The organism is Mycolicibacterium stellerae (assembly GCF_003719305.1).
Lineage (GTDB): Bacteria > Actinomycetota > Actinomycetes > Mycobacteriales > Mycobacteriaceae > Mycobacterium > Mycobacterium stellerae.
Window position 1 is genome coordinate 36,954 of the sequence record NZ_RARC01000038.1, and the last position, 22,046, is coordinate 58,999.

General features: G+C 66.4%; 19 protein-coding genes. 15 read left to right on the forward strand and 4 right to left on the reverse strand.

The window, feature by feature from the left end:
* Positions 1-16: 16 nt before the first annotated feature.
* The 6 genes from D6M19_RS30225 (at position 17) to D6M19_RS30250 (ending at position 5,572) form a co-directional block, all read left to right on the forward strand.
* Positions 17-364: a DoxX family protein gene (locus D6M19_RS30225; protein WP_123028980.1), complete on the forward strand. Its 348-nt coding sequence runs from the start codon at positions 17-19 to the stop codon at positions 362-364.
* A gap of 91 nt (positions 365-455) precedes the next feature.
* Positions 456-1,025 carry a TetR/AcrR family transcriptional regulator gene (locus tag D6M19_RS30230; protein ID WP_123028981.1) on the forward strand — a complete coding sequence of 190 codons (570 nt, stop codon included), beginning with the start codon at positions 456-458 and terminating at the stop codon, positions 1,023-1,025.
* A 32-nt stretch (positions 1,026-1,057) separates the two neighbouring features.
* Positions 1,058-2,146 carry a DUF3533 domain-containing protein gene (locus D6M19_RS30235; protein WP_123028982.1) on the forward strand — a complete coding sequence of 363 codons (1,089 nt, stop codon included), beginning with the start codon at positions 1,058-1,060 and terminating at the stop codon, positions 2,144-2,146.
* Positions 2,049-3,719, forward strand: coding sequence for a tetratricopeptide repeat protein (locus D6M19_RS30240; protein WP_123028983.1), 1,671 nt, complete (start codon positions 2,049-2,051; stop codon positions 3,717-3,719). The genes D6M19_RS30235 and D6M19_RS30240 overlap by 98 nt, the downstream gene beginning before the upstream one ends.
* Before the next feature lie 72 nt (positions 3,720-3,791).
* Positions 3,792-4,271: a nucleoside deaminase gene (locus D6M19_RS30245; protein WP_123028984.1), complete on the forward strand. Its 480-nt coding sequence runs from the start codon at positions 3,792-3,794 to the stop codon at positions 4,269-4,271.
* Complete coding sequence (locus D6M19_RS30250) at positions 4,268-5,572, forward strand: alpha-amylase family protein (protein ID WP_123028985.1); 1,305 nt, start codon at positions 4,268-4,270, stop codon at positions 5,570-5,572. Before D6M19_RS30245 ends, D6M19_RS30250 begins: the two co-directional genes overlap by 4 nt.
* A 2-nt stretch (positions 5,573-5,574) precedes the next feature.
* Here the strand turns inward: D6M19_RS30250 and D6M19_RS30255 are convergent, their stop codons facing one another.
* Positions 5,575-6,003: a DUF1810 domain-containing protein gene (locus D6M19_RS30255; protein WP_123028986.1), complete on the reverse strand. Its 429-nt coding sequence runs from the start codon at positions 6,001-6,003 to the stop codon at positions 5,575-5,577.
* A gap of 68 nt (positions 6,004-6,071) precedes the next feature.
* Between D6M19_RS30255 and D6M19_RS30260 the strand changes: the two genes are divergently transcribed.
* From D6M19_RS30260 to D6M19_RS30275, 4 genes are all read left to right on the forward strand, one after another.
* The gene (locus D6M19_RS30260) at positions 6,072-8,240 is read left to right on the forward strand and encodes an adenylate/guanylate cyclase domain-containing protein (RefSeq protein WP_234835121.1); all 2,169 of its coding nucleotides are present in this window, start codon (positions 6,072-6,074) and stop codon (positions 8,238-8,240) included.
* Entirely contained in the window at positions 8,237-9,637 is a 1,401-nt protein-coding gene (locus D6M19_RS30265) for a mechanosensitive ion channel domain-containing protein (RefSeq protein ID WP_123028987.1), read from the forward strand. Before D6M19_RS30260 ends, D6M19_RS30265 begins: the two co-directional genes overlap by 4 nt.
* 8 nt (positions 9,638-9,645) lie before the next feature.
* Positions 9,646-10,878, forward strand: coding sequence for an alpha-hydroxy acid oxidase (locus tag D6M19_RS30270; protein ID WP_123028988.1), 1,233 nt, complete (start codon positions 9,646-9,648; stop codon positions 10,876-10,878).
* A gap of 197 nt (positions 10,879-11,075) precedes the next feature.
* Positions 11,076-12,074: an esterase family protein gene (locus D6M19_RS30275; protein WP_123028989.1), complete on the forward strand. Its 999-nt coding sequence runs from the start codon at positions 11,076-11,078 to the stop codon at positions 12,072-12,074.
* A gap of 59 nt (positions 12,075-12,133) precedes the next feature.
* Here D6M19_RS30275 and D6M19_RS30280 read toward each other — a convergent pair whose 3' ends face one another.
* Positions 12,134-12,877, reverse strand: a complete 744-nt coding sequence (locus D6M19_RS30280; protein ID WP_123028990.1) for an SDR family oxidoreductase — start codon at positions 12,875-12,877, stop codon at positions 12,134-12,136.
* 112 nt (positions 12,878-12,989) lie between these two features.
* Between D6M19_RS30280 and lon the strand changes: the two genes are divergently transcribed.
* The 5 genes from lon (at position 12,990) to D6M19_RS30305 (ending at position 18,193) form a co-directional block, all read left to right on the forward strand.
* Positions 12,990-15,314: an endopeptidase La gene (gene lon, locus D6M19_RS30285; protein WP_206428677.1), complete on the forward strand. Its 2,325-nt coding sequence runs from the start codon at positions 12,990-12,992 to the stop codon at positions 15,312-15,314.
* A 116-nt stretch (positions 15,315-15,430) separates the two neighbouring features.
* Positions 15,431-16,462: an LLM class flavin-dependent oxidoreductase gene (locus D6M19_RS30290; RefSeq protein WP_164478769.1), complete on the forward strand. Its 1,032-nt coding sequence runs from the start codon at positions 15,431-15,433 to the stop codon at positions 16,460-16,462.
* A gap of 9 nt (positions 16,463-16,471) precedes the next feature.
* Positions 16,472-16,804, forward strand: a complete 333-nt coding sequence (locus D6M19_RS30295; protein WP_123028992.1) for a TfoX/Sxy family protein — start codon at positions 16,472-16,474, stop codon at positions 16,802-16,804.
* Positions 16,805-16,840: 36 nt separating this feature from the next.
* Complete coding sequence (locus D6M19_RS30300; protein ID WP_123028993.1) at positions 16,841-17,581, forward strand: DUF72 domain-containing protein; 741 nt, start codon at positions 16,841-16,843, stop codon at positions 17,579-17,581.
* Positions 17,582-17,605: 24 nt separating this feature from the next.
* Positions 17,606-18,193 carry a hypothetical protein gene (locus D6M19_RS30305; protein ID WP_123028994.1) on the forward strand — a complete coding sequence of 196 codons (588 nt, stop codon included), beginning with the start codon at positions 17,606-17,608 and terminating at the stop codon, positions 18,191-18,193.
* 15 nt (positions 18,194-18,208) lie between these two features.
* Here D6M19_RS30305 and D6M19_RS30310 read toward each other — a convergent pair whose 3' ends face one another.
* Together D6M19_RS30310 and D6M19_RS30315 are read right to left on the reverse strand one after the other, a co-directional pair.
* Positions 18,209-19,675: an acetyl-CoA acetyltransferase gene (locus D6M19_RS30310; RefSeq protein ID WP_123028995.1), complete on the reverse strand. Its 1,467-nt coding sequence runs from the start codon at positions 19,673-19,675 to the stop codon at positions 18,209-18,211.
* Positions 19,672-22,032, reverse strand: coding sequence for a CoA transferase (locus D6M19_RS30315; RefSeq protein ID WP_407665424.1), 2,361 nt, complete (start codon positions 22,030-22,032; stop codon positions 19,672-19,674). Before D6M19_RS30315 ends, D6M19_RS30310 begins: the two co-directional genes overlap by 4 nt.
* Between the last annotated feature and the right edge of the window lie 14 nt (positions 22,033-22,046).

Consider the following 22,046-nt stretch of genomic DNA (forward strand, 5'->3'; position numbering starts at 1 on the left):
GTCGTAGCCTGCGTAGATGAACACCGCCACCGTAGTCGTGACGCTGTTGCTCGCAGGCCTGTTCACCTTCTCATCGAGCATCAAATTGCTCGGCGTCCCCAAGTCCCTGGCAATCCGTGACCACCTCGGGGTGTCATCGATGCAGTGGCGGGTGATCGGCGCGCTCGAACTCGCAGGCGTGGCGGGGGTGCTGGCCGGATTGCTGTGGCCGCCGATCGGGATCGCCGCGGCGATCGGGCTCGCGCTGTTGTCCATCGGTGCCGTCGCGTTTCACCTCCGCGCGTCCGATCGCGTCGCGGAGATGGTTCCGGCCGTGATCGGCGTCGCATTGGCCGCTGCGACCGCGGTACTGCACACCGTCTGACGTCATCGCCATCACACCTGGGTCGAACAGGTGTCTTAGATTACCTAAGTTTTCGTGGTCAAATGTCCACGAAGTGGATTAGCCTGCAACTATGGCAGCACGCACCAACAGTGTCGATCCCCGCGCCGAGAGAGTCCGCGCCAGGCTTCGCGACGCCGCCTTCGCGCTGGCACACGAGGGTCCCGTCGACGGATTGACGGTGGGCGACATCGTCGACCGCGCCGAGGTCAGCCGCCAGGTCTTCTACCGGCACTTCCACGATCGCGACGACGCGATCGCATATGCATTCACCGTCGCGTTCGCTTCGGCCGCCGCGGATATCGTCGGCGATCCGCGCGCCCGCATCATGGCGCTTTTCGATTTCGCGGCCGAACACCGTGCGATGTACCGCAACGTGGTACCGAGCGCAGTCACCCTGCGCGTCGTCGCAGCCTTCCGGGCCGAACTCGCGCCCGCGTGCGAACAGATCGCGGCCGATGCCGCCGTCGCCGAAATCGCGGGCCTGACCGCGGAATCCGTGAGCCGGTTCCTCGTCGGCGGATTCATCGAGGTGCTGCGCTCCTGGATGGAGGACGGCGACGCCACCGATCTGCGCGGCAGGGTCAGCGCCGCACTGGACACCGTCGGCGCGCTGCTCGGCCTCGCCACAACCGCAGTCTGAATCCAATCGACTCCCCACCTAAGGACGTTCACATGGCCCGACACGCTTCCCCCGAACCGATGATGACCAAGACTCGCATCCGCAACATGGTGCTCGCGATGACGGCGTTGACGGTGTTCGTCGTCGCGATGATCGCCAGTTACTCCGGAGCTTTCGCCAGACCCACCCTGCACCACCTCACCGTGGCCGTGGCCGCCCCCGGACAGGTCGTCGAAGCGATTCGCGGCCAGGATGTGTTGGCGGTCAATGCGGTTGGTGATGACGCCGCAGCGCGTCAGCAGGTGCGCGAACAGGCGGCCGACGCCGCCTTCGTGGTCGCGCAGACGGGCGAGATGAAGATCTACGTCGCGGGCGGAGGTGGCAAGAGCGTCGCCACCGCAGCCGAATCCGTCGGCCGCGCAATCGCAACGAAGGGCGGGTTCACCGCCGCGGTGGAGGATGTCGCGCCGACGTCGGCCGCAGACCCGTCTGGCACGGTCGAGTTCTATGCCGTCATCTTCATCTCCATCGGAGCATCGTTGGGCGCCACCGCTTTTGGCTACATCATGGGCAAGGTGCGCAGACCCGCCACTTTTCTGCTGCGCACACTGACGTTGACGGGTTACTCGGCGCTGCTTGCCGGAGTGGTGACGGTCTACGTCGACGGCATGCTCGGCGCATTGGCCGGCCACACCTTGGCCGTGTTCGGTGCGCTGTGGATCTACGCGATGGCCGTCGGCGGAGCCGTCACGGGTGTGGCGGCCGCGTTCGGATCTACGGCGTCGGTGCTGCTCACCCTCTTCCTGGTGGTCGTCGGCAACGCGGCGGCCGCGGGGCCGGTCGGCAGACCGCTGCTGTCGCCCTTCTACTCGACCTTCACGACGATCGTCCCGCAGGGTTCCGGCGTCGCCCTGCTGCGCAGCATCTCCTACTTCGGCGGCCACAGCGCTGGGACACCGTTGCTGACCCTGGTCATCTGGGGCGCGGCGGGCTGTCTGCTCGCGGCTCTCGCCACGGCATTGCGGGTGAATTATCGTGCCGTCTATGAGCGTTTCGCTAGGCGAAGTCGACCGGTACTACGACCTGGGCACATATCACCGTCAGGTCGACACGCCGTCGCCGCAGGCGCAGATCTGGACTGACCGCGGCCTGGTATGGGCATATGCGTTCAATCATGACGAGGCGATCCGCTGCTTCGAGCGCGCCCTGGAATTGGATCCAGATCTCGCCATCGCCCGTTGGGGCATCGCCTATTCGATCGGGCCGAACTACAACAAGGCGTGGGAGGCGTTCGACCCGGTCGATCTCGCAGCGTCGTTGGCGCGTGCACGAATGGAGCTCGGGTTGGCGGGCAACGCGCGGGCCTCGGCGGTCGAAAGCGGACTGATCGAGGCGCTGGCTGCCCGCTTCCCGACCGACGATGCGGATGACACCGACGCGCTGCTTGCGGGCCACGCGAGTTACGCCGATGCGATGTCGCGGCTCGCGGACGTATATCCCGACGACATCGACGTGCAGGCGCTCGCGGCCGACGCGTTGGTCAACGTCACGGCGTGGGCGTTGTGGGACCCCAAGACGGGAGAACCCGCGCCGGGTTCACGGGTGGTCGAGGCCAAACGCATCCTCGATGACGCTCTGGCCACGCCTGCAGGCCGCGAGCACCCCGGCGTGCTGCACCTCTACCTGCACACCATGGAGATGTCGGCGACCCCGCAGGACGCGCTGCCTGCGGCCGACCTGCTGCGTGGTCTGGTGCCCGACGCGGGCCACCTGCAGCACATGGCCAGTCACATCGACGTGCTCTGCGGCGACTACCGCAGCTCGGTGGTGTCGAATCTGACTGCCGTGCAAGCCGACCGGCTCTTCGTCGAACGGGAGGGACCGCTGAACTTCTATTCGCTCTACCGTGCACACAACCTGCACTTCGTCGTCTACTCGGCGATGTTCGAGGCGAACTCGGGCGTTGCACTGCGGGCGGCCGATGAGCTCGCCGGGCAGCTCACCCCCGAGCTCCTGGCAATAGAGTCACCGCCGATGGCGGACTGGCTGGAAGCGTTCGTGCCGTTGCGGGTTCATGTTCTGGTCCGATTCGGCCGGTGGGACGAACTGGTCAGCCAGCCGCTGCCCGAAGACGTCGGGCTGTACTGCACGACCACCGCCACCATTCACTACGGGCGCGGAGTCGCACATGCCGCGAAGGGGCAACTCCGGCAAGCGCATGCCGAACGGGAGGCATTCGCAGCGGCCTACGACCGCATCCCGGAATCGCGCTACCTGTTCAACAACACCGCACGCGACATCCTTGCGGTGGCCGCCGAGATGCTCGACGGCGAAATCGCCTACCGAGAAGGACGGCACGACGCCGCCTTCGCCCATCTGCGGCGCGCCATCGAACTGGACGACACACTCCCCTACGACGAACCGTGGGGATGGATGCAACCCACAAGACACGCCTACGGGGCGCTGTTGCTGGAGCAGGGCCGCGTCGAGGAGGCCGCCGAGGTATATGCCGCCGACCTCGGGCTCGATCCGACCTTCAGCCGGCCGTGCCAACACCCCGGCAACGTGTGGAGCCTGCACGGCTACCACGAGTGCCTGCGACGGCTCGGCCGGACCGCCGAGGCGGGCATCATCGGCCAACAGCTGGCATTGGCGATGGCACGCGCGGATGTGCCGATCGCCGCGTCGTGTGCGTGCCGGCTTGAGGTCGGCTAACGGCGACAACCGAAGCCGGCGCGGACCAGGCATCGCGGACTCGTCGCGACGGCGCTGCGTAAACTCCCGCGTGTGGCCATCAGCGACGACGACCTCGACCGTCTCGGCCGCTGCGTCGAACTCGCGCGCACGGCGCTCGACGACGGTGACGAGCCGTTCGGCTCGATCCTCGTCGACGCCGCAGGCCAGACACTGTTCGAAGATCGCAACCGCGTCTCCGGCGGCGACGCCACCCAGCATCCCGAATTCGCCATCGCGCGCTGGGCGGCGGCCAACCTGATGCCAGCCGAACGCGCGGGCGCCACCGTCTACACCTCCGGTGAGCACTGCCCGATGTGCGCCGCCGCGCATGCCTGGGTCGGGCTCGGCCGCATCGCGTACGCCACCTCGAGTGCCCAGCTGACCCAGTGGCTCGCCGAATGGGGGGCCCCGCCGCCCCCGGTGGCGACGTTGCCGATCAACGCTGTCGCGCCGGGGGTAGTCGTCGACGGGCCCGCTCCCGCGTACGCCGACACGATGAAGTCGCTCTACGAGACGAAGTTCCGCGCATGAACGATCCCCAATGGGTCCAGCACGCGATCTGGTGGCAGGTCTATCCGCTCGGCTTCGTCGGCGCCTTTCCCTCTGACCGGCCGCCGAACGCCGACGAACACCGGCTGCGCCGCATCATCGAATGGCTCGACTACGCCGTCGAACTCGGGGCCTCGGGAATCGCGCTCGGCCCGATATTCGCCTCAAGAACCCACGGCTACGACACCACCGACCACCACCGGATCGACCCGAGGCTCGGTGACGACGCGGACTTCGACGAACTTGTCACCGAGGCGCACCGCCGTGGATTGCGGGTCCTCCTCGACGGTGTCTTCAACCATGTCGGGACCGACTTCCCCCGCTACCGCGACGCGCTCGCCGGGCAGGACGCGTCGTGGTTCCGCCGAACCGGCAGTGAGTTCGCAACGTTCGAGGGACACGGCGAGCTCATCGCGCTGGACCATGACAACCCCGAGGTCGTCGACTACACCGTCGATGTGATGACGCGCTGGCTGCGCCGTGGCGCCGACGGCTGGCGCCTCGACGCCGCCTACGCCGTTCCCGACCGGTTTTGGGCGCAGGTGCTGCCGCGGGTCCGGGCGGACTTCGGTGACGCATGGTTCGTCGGCGAAGTCATCCACGGGGACTACTCGGCGCACGTCCGCGATGCCGGGGTCAACTCGGTCACCCAGTACGAACTGTGGAAGGCGATCTGGAGCAGCCTCAACGACGGCAACTTCCACGAGCTCGACCATGCGCTGCAGCGCCACAACGACTTTCTCGACGTCTTCGTCCCCATGACGTTCGTCGGCAACCATGACGTCACGAGGATCGCCAGCAAGCTGGAGAACACCCGGCATCTCGAGCACGCGCTCGTCCTCCTTCTCACGGTGGGCGGCACGCCGAGCGTTTACGCGGGTGACGAGTCGGCCTACCGCGGCGTCAAAGAGGAGCGCGTCGGCGGCGACGACGCCGTGCGGCCCGAATTCAACTCGCCCCTGATGGGGGTGGACGAACAGGGCCACGACATCTACCGCCTGCATCAGTACCTGATCGGGTTGCGTCGACGCCATCCGTGGTTGCACACCGCCGCAACGTCGGCGGTCCAGCTGACGAACACGCAGTACGTCTACCAGACGCGGCGCGATTCGGATGTGCTGTTGGTTGCCCTCAACATAGACGATGCCCCGATGACGTTGTCGCTGAATGAATTCGGGCACGACGAGGGCCGAATCGTCGCCGGTTCGGGTGCGCCACCAGAGGACGTCGTCTCCGGCGCCGAGATCGAGCCGCACGGCTGGCTGATCATCGCGCCGACCTGACTTCAGGTCAGCCGCGCCAGCGTCGCCGGATCCTCGTGGCCGCCGTAGAACTTCTCCAGAACCGCCACGAACTCAGCGTTGTCGTCGGCGGCGCGGGCGAACAGCGTCATCGACGACCGCAGTTTCATGTCGTCGGGCCAGCCGAAGATCTGCTCGGCCGTTCTGCCGTCGATCCGAGCCACCAAACCTGCGCATTCCCGTAGTCGGGAGCCGAGCAGTTCGTGGGCAAGGTAGGCGCGGGCCTCGTCGATCGACGTGATCGCGAATCGGACCGCCGTCGGGCTGCTGCCCAGCCCGGCAAGTTGCGGAAACACAAACCACATCCAGTGACTTCGTTTGCGCCCACCGCGAAGCTCGTCGACCACCGTGTCGTAAACCCGACTCTGTGCGTCGACAAAGCGCTGAAGGCCGAATGGATCGGTCGGATTCATAGACAACGATTTGCCCACATTCATTTCGTCTGCAAGTTTCGCAAGCTAGTCTTCGGGTTTCAATGACGATGACAAATGAATCCGATAGCCCGGCTCCACCCGCGCCTGCGCCCATACCTCGGAGTTTTCGTCGCCGAGTGCTGTCCCGGATCAGTATTCAGTCCAAGTTGTTGGCGATGCTGCTGGTGACGAGCGTTCTGTCGGCCGCGGTGGTGGGCGTCATCGGCTACCAGTCCGGACGTTCGTCACTGCGTGCTTCGGTGTTTGACAGCCTTACCGAGATCCGAGGCTCACAGGCGCGCCAATTGGAGGGGCAGTTCTCCGACCTGAAGAATTCGCTCGTCATATATACCCGCGGTGCCACCACCACCGAAGCGGTCCGCGCCTTCACGGCCGGCTTCGACCAACTCAATGACGCGACGATCAACCCGGCGCAATGGCAGTCGCTGGTGGATTACTACAACACCCAGTTCGCGACGTCGGAGGAAGACCAGACCGGCAATCGTATGGACGTCTCCGCGCTGCTCCCGACCTCGAACGCGCAGAAATACCTGCAGGCCTATTACACCGCGCCGTTCGACGACTGGGACAAGGCGATCGCGTTCGACGACGCGCGCGACGGCAGCCCGTGGTCGGCGGCCAACGCCGAGTTCAACGACTTCTTCCGGGCCATCGTCAAGCGCTTCGAGTTCGAGGATGCGATGCTGCTGGATACCAGGGGCAACGTCGTCTACTCCGCGTACAAGGGTGTCGACCTCGGCACCAACATCCTCACCGGCCCCTACCGCGAGGGCGAACTGCGCGACGCCTACGAGAAGGCGCTGGCATCCAACGCCGTGGACTACGTCGCCATCACCGACTTCGGTGAGTATCAGCCCGCCGACGAGCCCACCGCGTGGATGGTGTCCCCCGTCGGTCAGGGCGGACGCGTGGAAGGTGCACTGGCGCTGCAGTTCCCGATCTCCAAGATCAACCGGCTGATGACGGCCGACAAGAAGTGGGAAGCCGCGGGCATGGGTCAGACCGGCGAGACATTCCTGGTCGGCCCGGACGGTCTGATGCGATCCGACTCGCGGATGTTCCTGGAAAACCCCGAACAGTTCAAACGCGATGTGATCGATGCGGGCACACCGCCCGATGTCGCCGAGACGTCGATCCGCCAGGGTGGAACCACGCTGGTGCAACCGGTCGAAACCGAAGCGACCCGGCTCGCGAAACGCGGCCAGGACGGAACGCTGGTCGACCGCGACTATCTCGGTCACGAGTCGCTGCAGGCCTATGCGCCGGTCGACCTGCCGGGCCTGAACTGGTCGGTGATCGCCAAGATCGACACCTCGGAGGCCTTCGCCCCGGTCTCGGCCTTCACCAGGACGCTGGTGCTGTCCACCGCCGCGATCATCTTCGTTGTCTGTCTCGCCGCGATGCTCCTCGCGCGGCTGTTCGTGCGGCCGATCCGCCGTCTCGAGGCGGGAGCCCAACAGATCAGCTCCGGCGACTACAAGGTGACGCTGCCCGTGCGCACCCGTGACGAGTTCGGCGACCTGACCGTGGCGTTCAACGACATGAGCCGCAACCTGGCGATCAAGGAAGAACTGCTCGCCGAACAGCGTCGTGAGAACGACCGAATCATGCTGTCCCTGATGCCCGAGCCGGTGGTCCAGCGCTATCGCGAGGGTGAGGAGACGATCGCCCAGGACCACCAGAACGTAACTGTCGTCTACGCCGACATCATCGGCCTCGACGAGCTCACGTCCGAGCTCAGCTCCGACGATCTTCTGGCGATCGTGAACAAGCTCACCCGCCAATTCGACGCTGCCGCAGAGAATCTCGGTGTCGAGCAGGTGCGGACCCTGCACAACGGCTACCTCGCCAGCTGCGGCCTGAGCGTGCCGCGGCTCGACAATGTCCGTCGCACGGTGGACTTCGCGATCGAAATGCAGCGCGTCATCGATCGGTTCAACGTCGAAACCGGCAACGAGCTGCACTTGCGCGCGGGCATCGACACCGGCACCGTCACCAGCGGCCTGGTCGGCCGCGCGACCTTGGCCTACGACATGTGGGGGTCGGCGGTCAACGTCGCCTACCAGGTTCAGAGCGGCTCACCGCAGCCCGGCGTCTATGTCACGTCACGGGTGTACGACGTGATGCGCGACACCCGTGACTTCAGCCCGGCAGGCGAAGTCAGCGGCGAGGCCGACGCCGAGCCGATCTGGCGATTGACGGAGCGCGAGCCGTGAGCAGCGTCCTCGACGCACCGTGGTTCTACTGGGCCGTCGGGGTGGCCGTCGGCTTCCCCATCGCCCTTGTCGTGCTCACCGAACTGCAGAATGCGTTGCGGCGCAGGAACAGTTTCCTGGTGCGGCCGGTTCACCTGCTGCGTACCTACATTCTTCCGCTCGGCGCACTGTTGCTCCTGCTGGTCGGGGCCATTCAGATTTCCGGCGAGGCGACCCCGGTGCGCATCGTATCGACGGTGTTCTTCGTCGTCGTGCTCGTCCTGCTGCTGTCGGGGTTGAACGCCACCGTCTTCCAGGGTGCACCCGAAGGCACCTGGCGCAACCGCATCCCGACGATCTTTCTCGATGTGGCGCGCTTTGCCCTGATCGCCGTCGGAATCGCGTTGATCCTGGCCTACATCTGGGGTGCCAACGTCGGCGGCTTGTTCACCGCGCTCGGCATCTCGTCGATCGTGCTCGGTCTGGCGCTGCAGAACTCGGTGGGCCAGATCATCTCCGGTCTGCTCGTCCTGTTCGAGCAGCCGTTTCAGATCGGCGATTGGATCGAAACGCCGACGGCACGCGGGCGGGTGGTGGAGGTCAACTGGCGCGCAACGCATATCGACACGGGCAGCGGCTTACAGATCATGCCGAACTCGGTGCTTGCCGCCGCATCGTTCACCAACTTCAGCAGACCGCCCGGCAGTCACTCGCTCTCGGTCGCGACGGTGTTCTCCGTCGACGATCCGCCCGATGACGTGTGCCGGATGCTGAACCGCGTCGCGGCATCTCTACCGCAGTTGCGGCCCGATGCCGCACCGTCGAGCTTCGCCGGAGGAGGTCTGAAGTACACCACGTCGATACCGGTGCGCACACCTGCCGACGACTTCGCCGCCAAGGTGACGTTCCTGCGCTGGGTCTGGTACGCGTCGCGGCGCGCCGGCCTCCATCTCGACGAGGCGGAAGACGAATTCGCCACCTCCGAGCGGGTCAACGCTTCGCTGGCCATCATCGCGCCCACCCTACGGCTGACCCACGCCGAGCAGGAGGAACTGCTCACCCGGGCTCAGCTCATCCGTTATGGCGCAGACGAATACATCCAGACTGCGGGCCAGGTACCCAAGCGGATGACGTTCATCGTCAACGGCAGGGTCCGCCTGGTAGCCAACGGTGAGGATGGCTCGGTCATCCCGGTGCGGACGCTGGAGGAGGGCGACTTCCTCGGCCAGACCGCGCTGACGAGGGAGCCGGTTTCCGCGTCGGCGTACGCACTCGACGAGGTCACCGCGCTTCAGTTGGAGCGCGAGCACATCGAGGAACTCGTCGCGAAAAAGCCCGTGCTGCTGCAGGATATCGGCCGGTCAATCGAAGACCGGCGGGCCGATGTGCGGCGCGCGACCTCGGCGGCGGCCGACTAGGAGTATCGATGGACCGCAGGATACCCAAGCCCCGCGACCTGGCTCCGCTGATCCAGTTCAAGAAGCCGACACTGAATCTGACCGCGCGCAGGCTGGCCGATGCGCTGACAATCGCCGATCTACGGCGAATTGCCAAGCGGCGCACGCCCAAAGCCGCGTTCGACTACACCGATGGCGCCGCAGAGGAGGAGTTGTCGCTAGCGAGGGCGCGGCAGGCCTTCCGCGAAATCCAGTTTCATCCGACGATTCTGCGCAATGTCGCCGAGATCGACACCGGTTGGGATGTTCTCGGTGGGCGCGTCGCGCAGCCATTCGGCATCGCCCCGACGGGGTTCACGCGCTTGATGCAGACCGAGGGTGAGGTCGCGGGTGCGCGTGCGGCGGCCAGGGCCGGTATCCCCTTCTCCCTTTCGACGCTGGGCACCAGGTCGATCGAAGAGGTCAGAGCCGCAAATCCTAGCGGCCGCAATTGGTTTCAGCTGTACATGTGGAAGGACCGGGAGCGGTCGATGGCGTTGGTCGAGCGCGCAGCGGCCGCCGGGTTCGACACCTTGCTCGTGACGGTCGATGTGCCGGTCGCGGGTGCGCGGCTCCGCGACACGCGCAACGGGATGTCGATACCGCCCGCCCTGACCCTGCGCACCGTGCTCGATGCGGTGCCCCACCCGCGGTGGTGGTTCGACCTGCTGTCGACCGAACCCCTGTCGTTCGCTTCGCTGGATCGGTGGCCGGGAACGGTCGCCGAATACCTGGACACGATGTTCGATCCCACCGTGACGTTCGACGACCTGGCCTGGATCAAATCGCAGTGGCCAAACAAGTTGGTGGTCAAGGGAATCCAGACGTTGGAAGACGCGAAGTCAGTGGTTGATCTGGGGGTCGACGGCATCGTGCTGTCCAACCACGGCGGCCGCCAACTCGACCGCGCGCCTGTGCCGTTTCATCTGCTGCCCACCGTCGCCCGTGAAGTCGGTGCCGACACCGAGATCGTGCTGGACACCGGGATCATGTCCGGCGCCGACATCGTCGCCGCCGTCGCCCTCGGAGCGAGGTTCACCCTGGTCGGTCGCGCCTACCTCTACGGTCTGATGGCGGGCGGCGAGGCCGGTGTGGACCGCGCCATCACGATCCTGTCCGAGCAGGTCGCGCGCACCATGCGGCTACTCGGAGTGACCAGTTTGGCGGAGCTGGCGCCGCGCCATGTCACGCAACTGTCCGGGCGCTGGCAGGTAGGCGGGTAACGCGCCGCCTCGGCCGCTCGTCTTCGCTGCTCAGGTCCTCGAGTCCGCGCCGAGTCGCAATCGTTAGCCATTCGCGATATCCGAACACCGTGTTGGTGCGCATGTGACGTATGAGGCAGATGTTTCACTTGCGCCACGCAAAGCGAAATGGCAATTGCTTGGCAGCAGGTAATTGGAAAGGTGGGTTTGTTGCCGTTATGAAGTGGATTGAGAAGTTTCGAGGTAAGTGGATGCGCCGGGTGGCGGCGAGCGCACTTGTGGCGGCTGCCCTTCCGGGGCTGATCGGATACGCCGGGGGGTCGGCGACAGCGGGTGCCTTCTCCCGTCCCGGCCTGCCCGTCGAGTATCTGGACGTGTTCTCCCAGTCGATGAATCGCAACATCCGGGTGCAGTTCCAGGGCGGCGGACCGCATGCGGTGTACCTGCTCGACGGCCTGCGCGCCCAGGACGATTACAACGGCTGGGACATCGAGACCCCGGCGTTCGAGTGGTACTACGGCTCGGGGTTGTCGACGGTGATGCCGGTCGGCGGCCAGTCGAGCTTCTACACCGACTGGTACCAGCCGTCGCAGGGCAACGGTCAGGACTACACCTACAAGTGGGAGACGTTCCTGACCCAGGAGCTCCCGGCGTCCCTTGAGGCCAACCAGGGTGTTTCGCAGAACGGCAACGCCGTGGTCGGCATCTCGATGGGCGGCGCCACCGCGCTTACCTACTCGATCTACTACCCGCAGAAGTTCATCTACGCGGCGTCGCTGTCGGGCTTCCTCAACCCGTCCGAGGGTTGGTGGCCGATGCTGATCGGCCTTGCGATGAACGACGCCGGCGGCTACAACGCCGAAAGCATGTGGGGCCCGTCTTCCGATCCGGCCTGGAAGCGTAATGACCCGATGGTCAACATCAACCAGCTGGTCGCGAACAACACCCGGATCTGGATCTACTGCGGCAACGGGACGCCAGCGGATCTCGACACGGGCGACTCGGGCGGCAACCTGATGGCGGCGCAGTTCCTCGAGGGCTTCACACTGCGTACCAATACCACCTTCCGGGACAACTATGTCGCCGCAGGTGGCCAGAACGGGGTGTTCAACTTCCCAACGAGCGGAACGCACAGCTGGGGCTACTGGGGGCAGCAGCTCGAGCAGATGAAGCCCGATCTCCAACGGGTGCTTGGCGCGTCCCCCACCTCCGCGTAACAGCACCTCTCTCCAGTGAGCCTGTCGCTACCCCTGGCGGCAGGCTCACTGTTATGCGCCTAGTCCTGAACAGTTGGGCGGATGACGATTTCGCCGATCTCGACGTCACGTGGCTGTTCGATCGCGAACGCGATGGCCCGCGCGACCGCGTCCGGGTCAAGGCCGATCGCGTCCATCTTGGAACGCGCCCAGGCACGCGTGTCAGGGTCGGCGATCGAGTCGCTTAGCTCGGTGCGGACGAATCCCGGCGAGACCGAGGTGGTTCGGATGACGCCGTCGGTGGACTCTTGCCGCAGCGCCTCCATCACGGTCCTGACGGCGTTCTTGGTGGCCGCGTAGACAGCCATCTCCGGAACGATCTTCAGGCCGGCCGTCGACACGGTCGTCACGAAATGACCGTTGCCCTGGCTCCGGAACACCGGCATCGCGGCGGCAATCCCGTTCAACACGCCGCGCAGGTTGACGTCGATCATCGCCGACCAGCCGTCGACGTCACCGTCGGCCATTGGACCGAGCGCGCTGACGCCGGCATTGCTCACCAGCACGTCGAGTCGCCCGAACCGGTCGACGGCGGTCTGCACCAGCCGATCGAGGTCCGCCCGGCGGGACACGTCGAGCACGGCCGTCGCCACCTCGGCACCGTCGGCGCGCAATTCGTCTGCCAACATCTCGAGCCGGTCCGTCCGACGGGCGCCGATGACCACGCGGGCTCCTCGCGCGGCGAGGTGGCGTGCGGTCGCCTCCCCGATGCCGCTGCTGGCTCCGGTGATGGCGACGACGGCCGGGATATCGATATCAGTCATGTCCGCAACGCTGCCAGAGGACTGCCGGGCACCGCGACCCACGCCCGGCCCGCTGGGAACAAAGGAGCCCGGCACAGGGTTGAGTGCATCAGGCTTAACTTTGGAGGATCGAATGCCTGAAGCAATCTCAGTGCCGGTGGTGTTTGTCAGCGAGCCGATCGTGCTGCCCACGATGGTGGTGCCCATCGAGCTGGATGACGCCGCCCGTACCGCAGTGGACGCCGCGCAGGCCAGCGAGAATGGCAAACTGCTGATCGCCCCGCGGCTCGACGACCGCTACCCGACCTACGGCGTCCTTGCGTCGATCGTTCAGGTCGGACGCGTCGCAGGCAGCGGCGGCTCGGCAGCGGTGATCCGCGGCGAACGTCGTGCCCACATCGGTACCGGCACGACCGGCCCCGGTGCGGCGCTGTGGGTCGAGGTGACCGAGGTCGAAGACCCCGAGCCGACCGCCGAGACCCGCGCGCTGGCCGCAGAGTACAAGAAGCTGCTGCTGGCGATGCTGCAACGGCGTGAGGCGTGGCAGATCATCGACTTCGTCAACAAGCTGACCGATCCGTCGCAGCTGGCGGACACGGCGGGTTACGCGTCGTATCTGACCGACGTGCAGAAGCGCCAGCTGCTGGAGACGCCCGACGTGGCCGAACGCCTTCGCGCGCTGATCGACTGGACCAGTACCCACCTCGCCGAGGTGGAGGTCAACGACAAGATCGCCGAGGACGTCCGCGACGGCATGGAGAAGACGCAGAAGGAATTCCTGCTGCGTCAGCAGCTGGCCGCCATCCGCAAGGAGCTCGGCGAGGGCGAGCCCGACGGTTCCGACGACTACCGGGCCCGCATCGAGGCGGCCGACCTGCCTGAGAAGGTTCGCGAGGCTGCGCTTCGCGAGGTCGGCAAGCTGGAACGCTCGAGCGAGCAGAGCCCCGAGGGCGGCTGGATCCGTACCTGGCTGGACACCGTGCTCGACCTGCCGTGGCACGTCACGACCGAGGATTCGACGGACCTGACGCTCGCCAGAGCAGTCCTTGACGCCGATCACCACGGGCTCGAGGACGTCAAGGACCGCATCGTCGAATACCTGGCGGTGCGTGCCCGCCGGACGCAGCGGGGCATGGCCGTCGTTGGCGGCCGCGGCTCGGGTGCCGTGATGGTGCTGGCCGGTCCCCCAGGCGTCGGCAAGACGTCGCTCGGTGAGAGCGTCGCACGCGCGTTGGGCCGCAAGTTCGTTCGCGTTGCCTTGGGCGGCGTGCGCGACGAGGCCGAGATCCGCGGACACCGGCGCACCTATGTCGGTGCGCTGCCGGGCCGAATCGTTCGCGCCATCGGCGAGGCGGGGTCGATGAACCCCGTCCTGCTGCTCGACGAGATCGACAAGGTCGGCTCGGACTATCGCGGCGACCCGAGTGCTGCACTGCTCGAGGTGCTCGACCCCGCGCAGAACCACACGTTCCGCGATCACTACCTCGATCTGGATCTGGACCTGTCCGATGTGGTGTTCCTGGCGACGGCCAACGTCATCGAGAACATCCCGTCAGCGCTTCTGGACCGGATGGAGTTGGTGGCCATCGACGGCTACACCGAGGACGACAAGGTGGCCATCGCCCGCGACTTCCTGCTGCCCCGGCAGCGTGAACGGGCGGCGCTGACGGCCGACGAGGTCGCGGTGACCGACGACGCGCTGCGCAAGATCGCCGCCGACTACACCCGCGAACCGGGTGTGCGGCAGTTCGAGCGGCTGTTGGCGAAGGCACTGCGCAAGGCCACCACCAAGCTGGCGGACTCGGACAGCGCGCTGACCATCGACGAGCCGGACCTCGTCAGCTATCTGGGCCGCCCGCGGTTCACCCCGGAGTCGAACGAGCGCACCGCGGTGCCCGGCGTGGCGACGGGCCTTGCCGTCACCGGATTGGGTGGCGACGTGCTCTACATCGAGGCCAACGGCAACGACGGGGAGCCGGGCCTGAAGCTGACCGGTCAACTGGGCGACGTGATGAAGGAGTCCGCGCAGATCGCGCTCTCCTACGTCCGGGCGCACGCCGAGCAGCTGGGGGTCGACCCCAAGGCGCTGGACCGGCAGATCCACGTGCACGTGCCTGCGGGCGCGGTGCCCAAGGACGGTCCCTCGGCGGGCGTCACCATGGTCACGGCCTTGGTGTCGATGGCCACCGGACGACAGGTTCGCGGGGACGTCGGCATGACTGGTGAGGTGACGCTGAACGGTCGAGTGCTGCCCATCGGCGGGGTCAAGCAAAAGTTGCTGGCCGCCCAACGCGCAGGTCTGTCAACGGTTTTCATCCCGCAGCGCAACGAGCCCGACCTGGACGACGTCCCGGCCGAGGTGCTCGAGGCCCTCGAGGTGCGGCCGATGACCGACGTCGCCGAGATCGTGGCACAGGCGCTGGAACCGGCCGCCGATACGGTCACCGCGGCGGCGTAGCCGAAATATCCTGCGAGCGTGCGCGTTTGTACGGTCTGACACGGTGTGTCGCGTACAGACACGCACGCTCGCAAGCGGGAGGTACCCCCAGCTCGCGCCATGAGGAGGGCCGGTAGATGCCACGACGCGGTGAGCCGTTGCGCAAGCTCGGCTTCCTGACGATCGGACGGTTCGACGCGGCCGATCCAGGTCCCGGCATCGAGGAGACGCTTCAGGTCATCGAGCGCGCCGAGGCTCTCGGCTTCGACAGCGTTTGGCTTCGCGACCGTCATCTCCAGCCGGGGATCTCGTCACCGGTGGCGATCATGGCCGCAGCCAGCCAGCGGACCAGCCGCATCGAACTCGGCACCGCCGTCATTCCGCTGGGTTTGGAGAACCCCTTTCGGCTCGCAGAAGATCTGGCCACTGTCGACATCCTGTCCGGGGGTCGCGTCAACCCAGGCGTTTCGGTCGGCACCCCGATGCTCTACGAGCACTACAAGACGGCGCTGTATCCCGAAACCCATGAGCTGGAAAATTTCTCGAAGGAGCGGGTGCTGCGGCTGCTGCGTAATCTTCGCGGCGAGCCAGTCAGCGACTTCGCTGGGACTGTCGGCATCGAACAGTTCACCGACCGGATCCAGCCCCACTCACCGGGTCTCGCCGACCGCGTCTGGTATGGCGGTGGCCTGGAGTCGGCTATCTGGGCGGCCGAACAGGGGATCAACTACCTGACCAGTTCTGTCGTCAGCATCGATGGCACCGAATCGCGTGACTTCGCAACCATTCAGGGCGAGCAGATCGACGCCTTCAGAGCGCATCATCTCCATCCGGACCGGGCGCGGGTGTCGCAGGGTCTCGTGGTGATTCCCACCGACTCCGCGACCGACGATCAGATCCGCCGTTACCGCGACTACGCCGCGGGCCGCTTCGAGCGCACCAAGACACCGCAGGGCCCGCGCGGCATGCTGTTCTCTCCGGACTACGTCGGGCCATCTGACGAACTGGCCGATCGTCTTTTCGAGCATGCGGGCTTTCAGCGCGCCGACGAAATGGCGATCGCGCTGCCCTTCACCTTCGGCCCCGACGACTACACGCAAATCATCGGCGACCTGGCCGACAAGCTCGGACCTAGACTCGGATGGGCACCGAATTCTCAGCAGGGATGAGCAGCCCACATGGCATATGACGAAGAGCTCGCCAACCGCATCCGCGAACTCCTGGGCCCGCAGAAGGGCATCGAGGAGAAACGCATGTTCGGCGGGCTGGCTTTTCTGATCAACGGCAACATGTCGGTGGCGGCCAGCGGCCGCGGCGGGCTGATGGTCCGGGTGCCGCCCGACGAGACGGAGAAGCTGCTCGCGCGCGACCACGTGGAACCGATGGTGATGGCCGGCCGGGAGACCCGCGGCTGGCTGCGGGTCTCCGTCGACGGCATCAGGACCAAACGGCAGCTGCAGCCCTGGGTTGCTCGCGGAGTCGACTACGCCAAATCACTGCCGCCGAAGTGACGTTTTCGTCTCCACCCGTCGGGTAAGCCACTGCCAATGATCCGGATCGGGACCTCGGGGTGGTCCTACGACCACTGGACCGACGTGCTGTATCCGCAGGGGCTGCCTGCAGCTAAGCGGTTGGCCCACTATGTCGGTGCGTTCGACACCGTCGAACTCAACGCGAGCTTCTATCGCTGGCCGCGCGATTCCGCCTTCACGGGCTGGCGGCAGCGTCTGCCGGACGGCTTCACAATGTCGGTCAAGGCACATCGCGGGCTGACCCACTTCCGCAGGCTTAAGTCGCCGGAGCCGTGGGTCGAGCGGTTCGAGCGGTGCTGGAAGGCGCTCGGCCCACGCGCGGAAGCACTGCTGGTCCAACTGCATCCCGCCATGGAACGTGACGACGCGCGGCTCGACCACTTCCTTGGCGTGATGCCGCCGTCGATTCCCGTGGCGCTGGAGCTGCGGCATCCTTCGTGGAACGACCCTGCGGTGTTCTCGATGCTGGAGCGACACGGGGCCGCTTACGTCGTGATGAGCGGCGCCGGGATGGTCTGCGTACCGCGGGCGACCGGCAACCTTGTCTACCTCCGTATGCACGGACCCGAGCCGGCCTCGCTCTACACGGGCTCGTATTCCGACGAGGAGTTGCGTCACTGGGCCGACCGTCTGATGGCGTGGCGGCAGGAGGGCAAGCGGGTGGACGTGTACTTCAACAACGATCTCGGCGGGCACGCGGTGCGCAACGCTCGCAGGCTCAGGGAGTTTGTGACCCCGGTTGATCCGTCGAAATGAGGCTCCGGCACGCTGTTGACCGCAATGCGTGCCATCACTTTGATCTCGACGACACTTTGGGCCGTCACGGGCTGCTCGGGTCCAACGGTGGTCAATACCGACGAGCCGAGGCCGACGGATCCAGCCGATACCGTCGCGACGCCAGAACTGCCGCCCGTTAACAACACCCACCTGGCCAACGCCTTCGACTATGTGGCGCATCCGAACGACCAAGCCGCCTACTACTTCACCACGCCCAGCGGCCGCTGGCAGTGCGCGATCCTGCCGCGCGTCATGGCGGGCTGTCAGTCCGCGCGAGGCGCCCTTGGCATTGCGGACGCGCCGGACACGGTTCCCGACGGGGCGGGCGGCGAGGCCACGCCGAACGCGATCGTCATCGAGCCTGCGGGCGACAGCCATTTCGCGGTGTTGGACCAACCCGGGTTCACGATGGTGGGTGGTCCGGCGAATGATCTGCCGTTCAACCGGACACTGATCGTTGCGCGATTCCGGTGCAACGTTCAAGAAGAAACCGGGGTGTCCTGCCTCAGCGAGGAAAGCGGTAAGGGCTTCACGTTCAGCGCGGACGGATACCTGCCGCAGTACACAGAAGTACCGGTCGACGCGCCCTAGCGTCGGCGTGTCCGTTCACTCGAGGTTGGCGGTGCCGTCGGCGTGGACCTGCACCTTCGCCCCCGCGATGTCCTCGCGTACCGTCGCATCCGCTTCCGCGGCATCGGTGATCACGGCGAGCGTTCGCGAGTCCTCCGGCGTGCGCACCGCCACGAAGGCTTTCTCCGCGGAACCGTCGCGGTCGAACGGCGTCGTCCATGCCTCGACAGTGCCGACCCCGGCCCACTCCACCTCGGCCTTTCTGGTCGGTTCGGCGTCGACAGCGGATTGCACGTCTTGCCAACGGAATTCGTGCTCAGGAGGTGTCGTTCCGTACACCCCGAAACTGTGCTTGGTGAGCCAACCGCCGTTGGCGGAGATCAGGCCACGCTCACCGGGGTTGGCGATCAACCGTTCGGCCATCGTGGCGATCGAATGCGTGACGTAGTTGTTCCACGGGCCGCCGGCGAAGGTGAGGCCACCGGTCACCGTAAGCGGCCGCGGGTCGCCGACAAGGCCCAGCTCAGTGGCTGCCACCTGGACCGCCGAAGGAAAGCAGGAGTAGAGGTCGACGTGGTCGATGTCGCCGAGGCCGACACCGGCGAGCTCGAGCACCCGCCGGCCCGCGATCCTGATTGCGGGTGACCGGTGCAGCTGCAGGCGTTCACCGATCGCGTACGTGTCGTGCGCGTCTGTGCCCGCGTACGGGAAAACCCAACGCTCCGTGGGGATCTGCAGATCAGCAGCCTTCTCGGCCGAGGCCAGGATGATGGCCGCGCCCTGATCGACCATGTTGTTGGAGTTCATCAGCTTGGGGTAAGGCCAGCTGACCATCCGGTTGTCGGCGCTCGGTTGCCAGATCTCCTCGGCCGACAGCGCTTTTCGGCTCCATGCGTACGGGTTGTCAGCCGCGACCGCGCTGAACTGCGACCACAGTTCGCCGATGCGCCTGCGGTGCGCGTCCGACGACTCCCCCGCCTCGATCCGCAACGCCTGCTCGAACATGGCATAGAAATACGGGGCGCGGTCGAGTTTGATTCTGATCTCCGCAGGCCCGATGAGCGGCTCCCCTTCGTTAGCGCCGTCTGCGTACGGCACGGAATCGCCTTCGCTCGTCCAGTCCGGCTTGACCCCTCGGTTGCGCAATCGCGTTCGGGTGCGGAAGGTTTCGGCGCCCGCGATCACGACGAGGTCGGCCCGTCCTTCCTGGATGTCCAGGCAGGCCTGGTTGACCAGCGTCTGTGGCACATTGCCGCCGACGCCGGTGTACCGGGTGGCCGCATCGTCGGCCCGGATGCGCTGTGCGAGCAGCCTGCCGGGGTCGCGGTAGCGCCACGACAGGATGTTCACGACCCGTATCGAGTCGACGGCTCCCAACACCTTTGGCTCTGCTGCCGACCGGGCCGCCGCGGCCATCAGGTCGATCGGTTCGACGGTGGCGTCCTCGTCGCGCTGGTTGACCTGTCCGAAGCCGATCAGCACCGGCGTCCTGGGTGATGTCATGACTGGGTCCTTGGTGCGTTGGAGGTGAACAGGACTCCGTCGGCGATCAGCCGGTCGATCTCCTCGGTGTCGAGGGAGAGCAGCTTCTGACAGATCTCGCGGGTGTGTTCGCCGGGCATCGGGGCCGGCCGCAGTTCAGCACGCGGGATGTGTGCGAACCGCGCAGGCCCCGTCTCCGTCGGCATCGGATCGTCGAACAGCGGATGCACCATATCGGTCAGCAACTTCCGGTGCACGAGTACGGGATCGGTCAGCACGTCGGCGGCACGGTTCATCGGTGCGGCGGGTACACCGGCGCGTTGAAGCACATCTGCGATGGCGCCCTTGTCCATTCGGGACGTCCACGCCGACACCGCATCCACCAGGTCGCCGCGGTCGTCGGGCAGCGTCGATGCACCCATCGCGGCGGCCAGCGCCAGCCGATCCGCGGCGGTGCGCAGCGAGATCACACACCATTCGTCCTCCCCCGCGCATGCGTACACGCCATGCACGGCGGTGTCGTCGCCGACCGGCAGTTCCGCGGTTCGGGCGGCATCGGTCGCGTAGTGTGCGGCGAGTACGTTGACGGCGGCCTCGGCTTGCGAGATGTGAACGTGTGCACCGGTTCCGGCCTGCTCACGGCCGATCAGCGACGCCAGAGCCGCGATCGCGGTGATCCGCGCGACGACGTGGTCGGGGAAGATCGTCGTGGCGTCGTAGAAGTCCTGGTCGTCTTCGGCGGTCCACAACTTGGTGATTCCGGTCGTTGCCCTGACCAGAGGGCCGTAACCCATACGGGCGCTCCACGGCCCTGACGCGCCGAACGCGCTGCTTTCCGCCAGCACAATCCGAGGATTCAGCTCGCACAGCTTCTCATACGGAAAACCAAGGGCGGCAAGCGTTCCAGGCTTGAAGTTGGCGAAGACCGCGTCGGCGTCCGCCACCAGCCGGGAAAAGATGGCGGCGCCTTCGCTGCTGCGCAGGTCCAGCCCGAGGCCGTACTCGTTGCGGTGAGTCAGCGCCCACGACCGACTCATCACCTGCCCCGGTGCGGTTTGACGCAGCCCGTCCGGATAGGCGGCGCTCTCGATCTTGATCACCTCGGCGCCGAGGTCTGCGAAGAGGCGCCCGAGCTCGCCGCCCGCGACGATCACACCGAGGTCGAGAACCCGCATGCCGTCGAACGACCGATTCACGCTCGCGGAGTCTGACACCGGGGGCCGCTCGGCCCGCGGTGTGCGCCAGCTGACCTCGTCGTGGCCCACCGAGGGCGCCGGCCGTGCATAGCCCCTGTGCGACCCGTCGACGACGAACGGGCCGACCGGAACCATGACGTCGACGCCATCGGCGATGGCGGCGGTGGTGAGCGCGCCGACCGCCCGAAAGTGCTCGGAGGTAAGGGTTTCTGCGGGGCTGAGCACCGCGGCGATCGGAACGCCACGGGACTGCCCCGCCGTCACCAGCTCGTCCATCGTCTGCGTGGCGAACAGGTCGGCGATCAGCTTGTTGATTTCCCGCGATGCGCCGTACCTCCCTGCGATCGTGTCGAATTTCGGATCGGCGAACTGTTCGGGTTCGCCGAGCCACGACCGCATGCCGCGCCACTGCCGCGCCGAGAGCAGACAAACCCTGACGTGTCCGTCGCGACAGGCGAATATCGGATAGATCTGCTGGTTGCGCGGTCTGCCCCGCCACAGCTGGCTGGACCTTTTCTGCCCGACGGCCGCCTGCCCCTCGGATCCGAACGGCGGATCCAGTGACTGCACGACCGCCTCGAGACGGCAGAAGTCGACGTAATCGCCTGTGCCGTAGCGCAGCCGGTGGAAATAGGCGACCAACGCCGCCCACGCCGCCTGTACCGCGGCGGTGGCCGAGGCTAGGCCGTTTGGCGGCAGCACCGGACGTCCGGTCGTCGGCCCGGAACGCGACAGCGCCGTGGACAGGGCATAGAACACCGGGTCGGTGGCGCACCAAGACGCCCTTGGCCCGTCGACACCGAAGTCGGTGACCGTCATCGCCACCAGATGCGGATATCGGCGAAACAACTCCGCACACGATGTGCCGAACGCCGCCGCGCGGCCGGGGTTGCCGTTGTCGACCACGATGTCGGCGTCCGCCACCAGGTCGAAGAAGCGATCACGATCGGGTGGGTCGTCGGGGTCGAGCACGCAACCGCGCTTGTTGGCGTTGTTCAACGCGAACGGAACGCTGGCGCCTGCCACGCTTGGCGGCTGCGTGCGGCCCGCGTTCCCGCGGGGCGGTTCGACCTTCAGGACGTCGGCGCCGAGGTCGGCGAAAGGCCGGGTCACCGCGTCGGCGTCGCCGTCACACAGATCGAGCACCCGCAATTCCGCCAGCAGCACGCCCGTCAGGTTAATGCCAGGTGCTGCGG

Bases quoted from the DNA above. Each gene is read 5' to 3' on its own strand.
- D6M19_RS30240 (WP_123028983.1), top strand. From the start codon at position 2,049: ATGAGCGTTTCGCTAGGCGAAGTCGACCGGTACTACGACCTGGGCACA.
- D6M19_RS30310 (WP_123028995.1), bottom strand. From the start codon at position 19,675: ATGACATCACCCAGGACGCCGGTGCTGATCGGCTTCGGACAGGTCAAC.
- D6M19_RS30225 (WP_123028980.1), top strand. From the start codon at position 17: ATGAACACCGCCACCGTAGTCGTGACGCTGTTGCTCGCAGGCCTGTTC.
- D6M19_RS30255 (WP_123028986.1), bottom strand. From the start codon at position 6,003: ATGAATCCGACCGATCCATTCGGCCTTCAGCGCTTTGTCGACGCACAG.
- D6M19_RS30260 (WP_234835121.1), top strand. From the start codon at position 6,072: ATGACAAATGAATCCGATAGCCCGGCTCCACCCGCGCCTGCGCCCATA.
- D6M19_RS30275 (WP_123028989.1), top strand. From the start codon at position 11,076: ATGAAGTGGATTGAGAAGTTTCGAGGTAAGTGGATGCGCCGGGTGGCG.
- D6M19_RS30280 (WP_123028990.1), bottom strand. From the start codon at position 12,877: ATGACTGATATCGATATCCCGGCCGTCGTCGCCATCACCGGAGCCAGC.
- D6M19_RS30290 (WP_164478769.1), top strand. From the start codon at position 15,431: ATGCCACGACGCGGTGAGCCGTTGCGCAAGCTCGGCTTCCTGACGATC.
- D6M19_RS30300 (WP_123028993.1), top strand. From the start codon at position 16,841: ATGATCCGGATCGGGACCTCGGGGTGGTCCTACGACCACTGGACCGAC.
- lon (WP_206428677.1), top strand. From the start codon at position 12,990: ATGCCTGAAGCAATCTCAGTGCCGGTGGTGTTTGTCAGCGAGCCGATC.
- D6M19_RS30270 (WP_123028988.1), top strand. From the start codon at position 9,646: ATGGACCGCAGGATACCCAAGCCCCGCGACCTGGCTCCGCTGATCCAG.
- D6M19_RS30295 (WP_123028992.1), top strand. From the start codon at position 16,472: ATGGCATATGACGAAGAGCTCGCCAACCGCATCCGCGAACTCCTGGGC.
- D6M19_RS30250 (WP_123028985.1), top strand. From the start codon at position 4,268: ATGAACGATCCCCAATGGGTCCAGCACGCGATCTGGTGGCAGGTCTAT.
- D6M19_RS30305 (WP_123028994.1), top strand. From the start codon at position 17,606: ATGCGTGCCATCACTTTGATCTCGACGACACTTTGGGCCGTCACGGGC.
- D6M19_RS30235 (WP_123028982.1), top strand. From the start codon at position 1,058: ATGGCCCGACACGCTTCCCCCGAACCGATGATGACCAAGACTCGCATC.
- D6M19_RS30230 (WP_123028981.1), top strand. From the start codon at position 456: ATGGCAGCACGCACCAACAGTGTCGATCCCCGCGCCGAGAGAGTCCGC.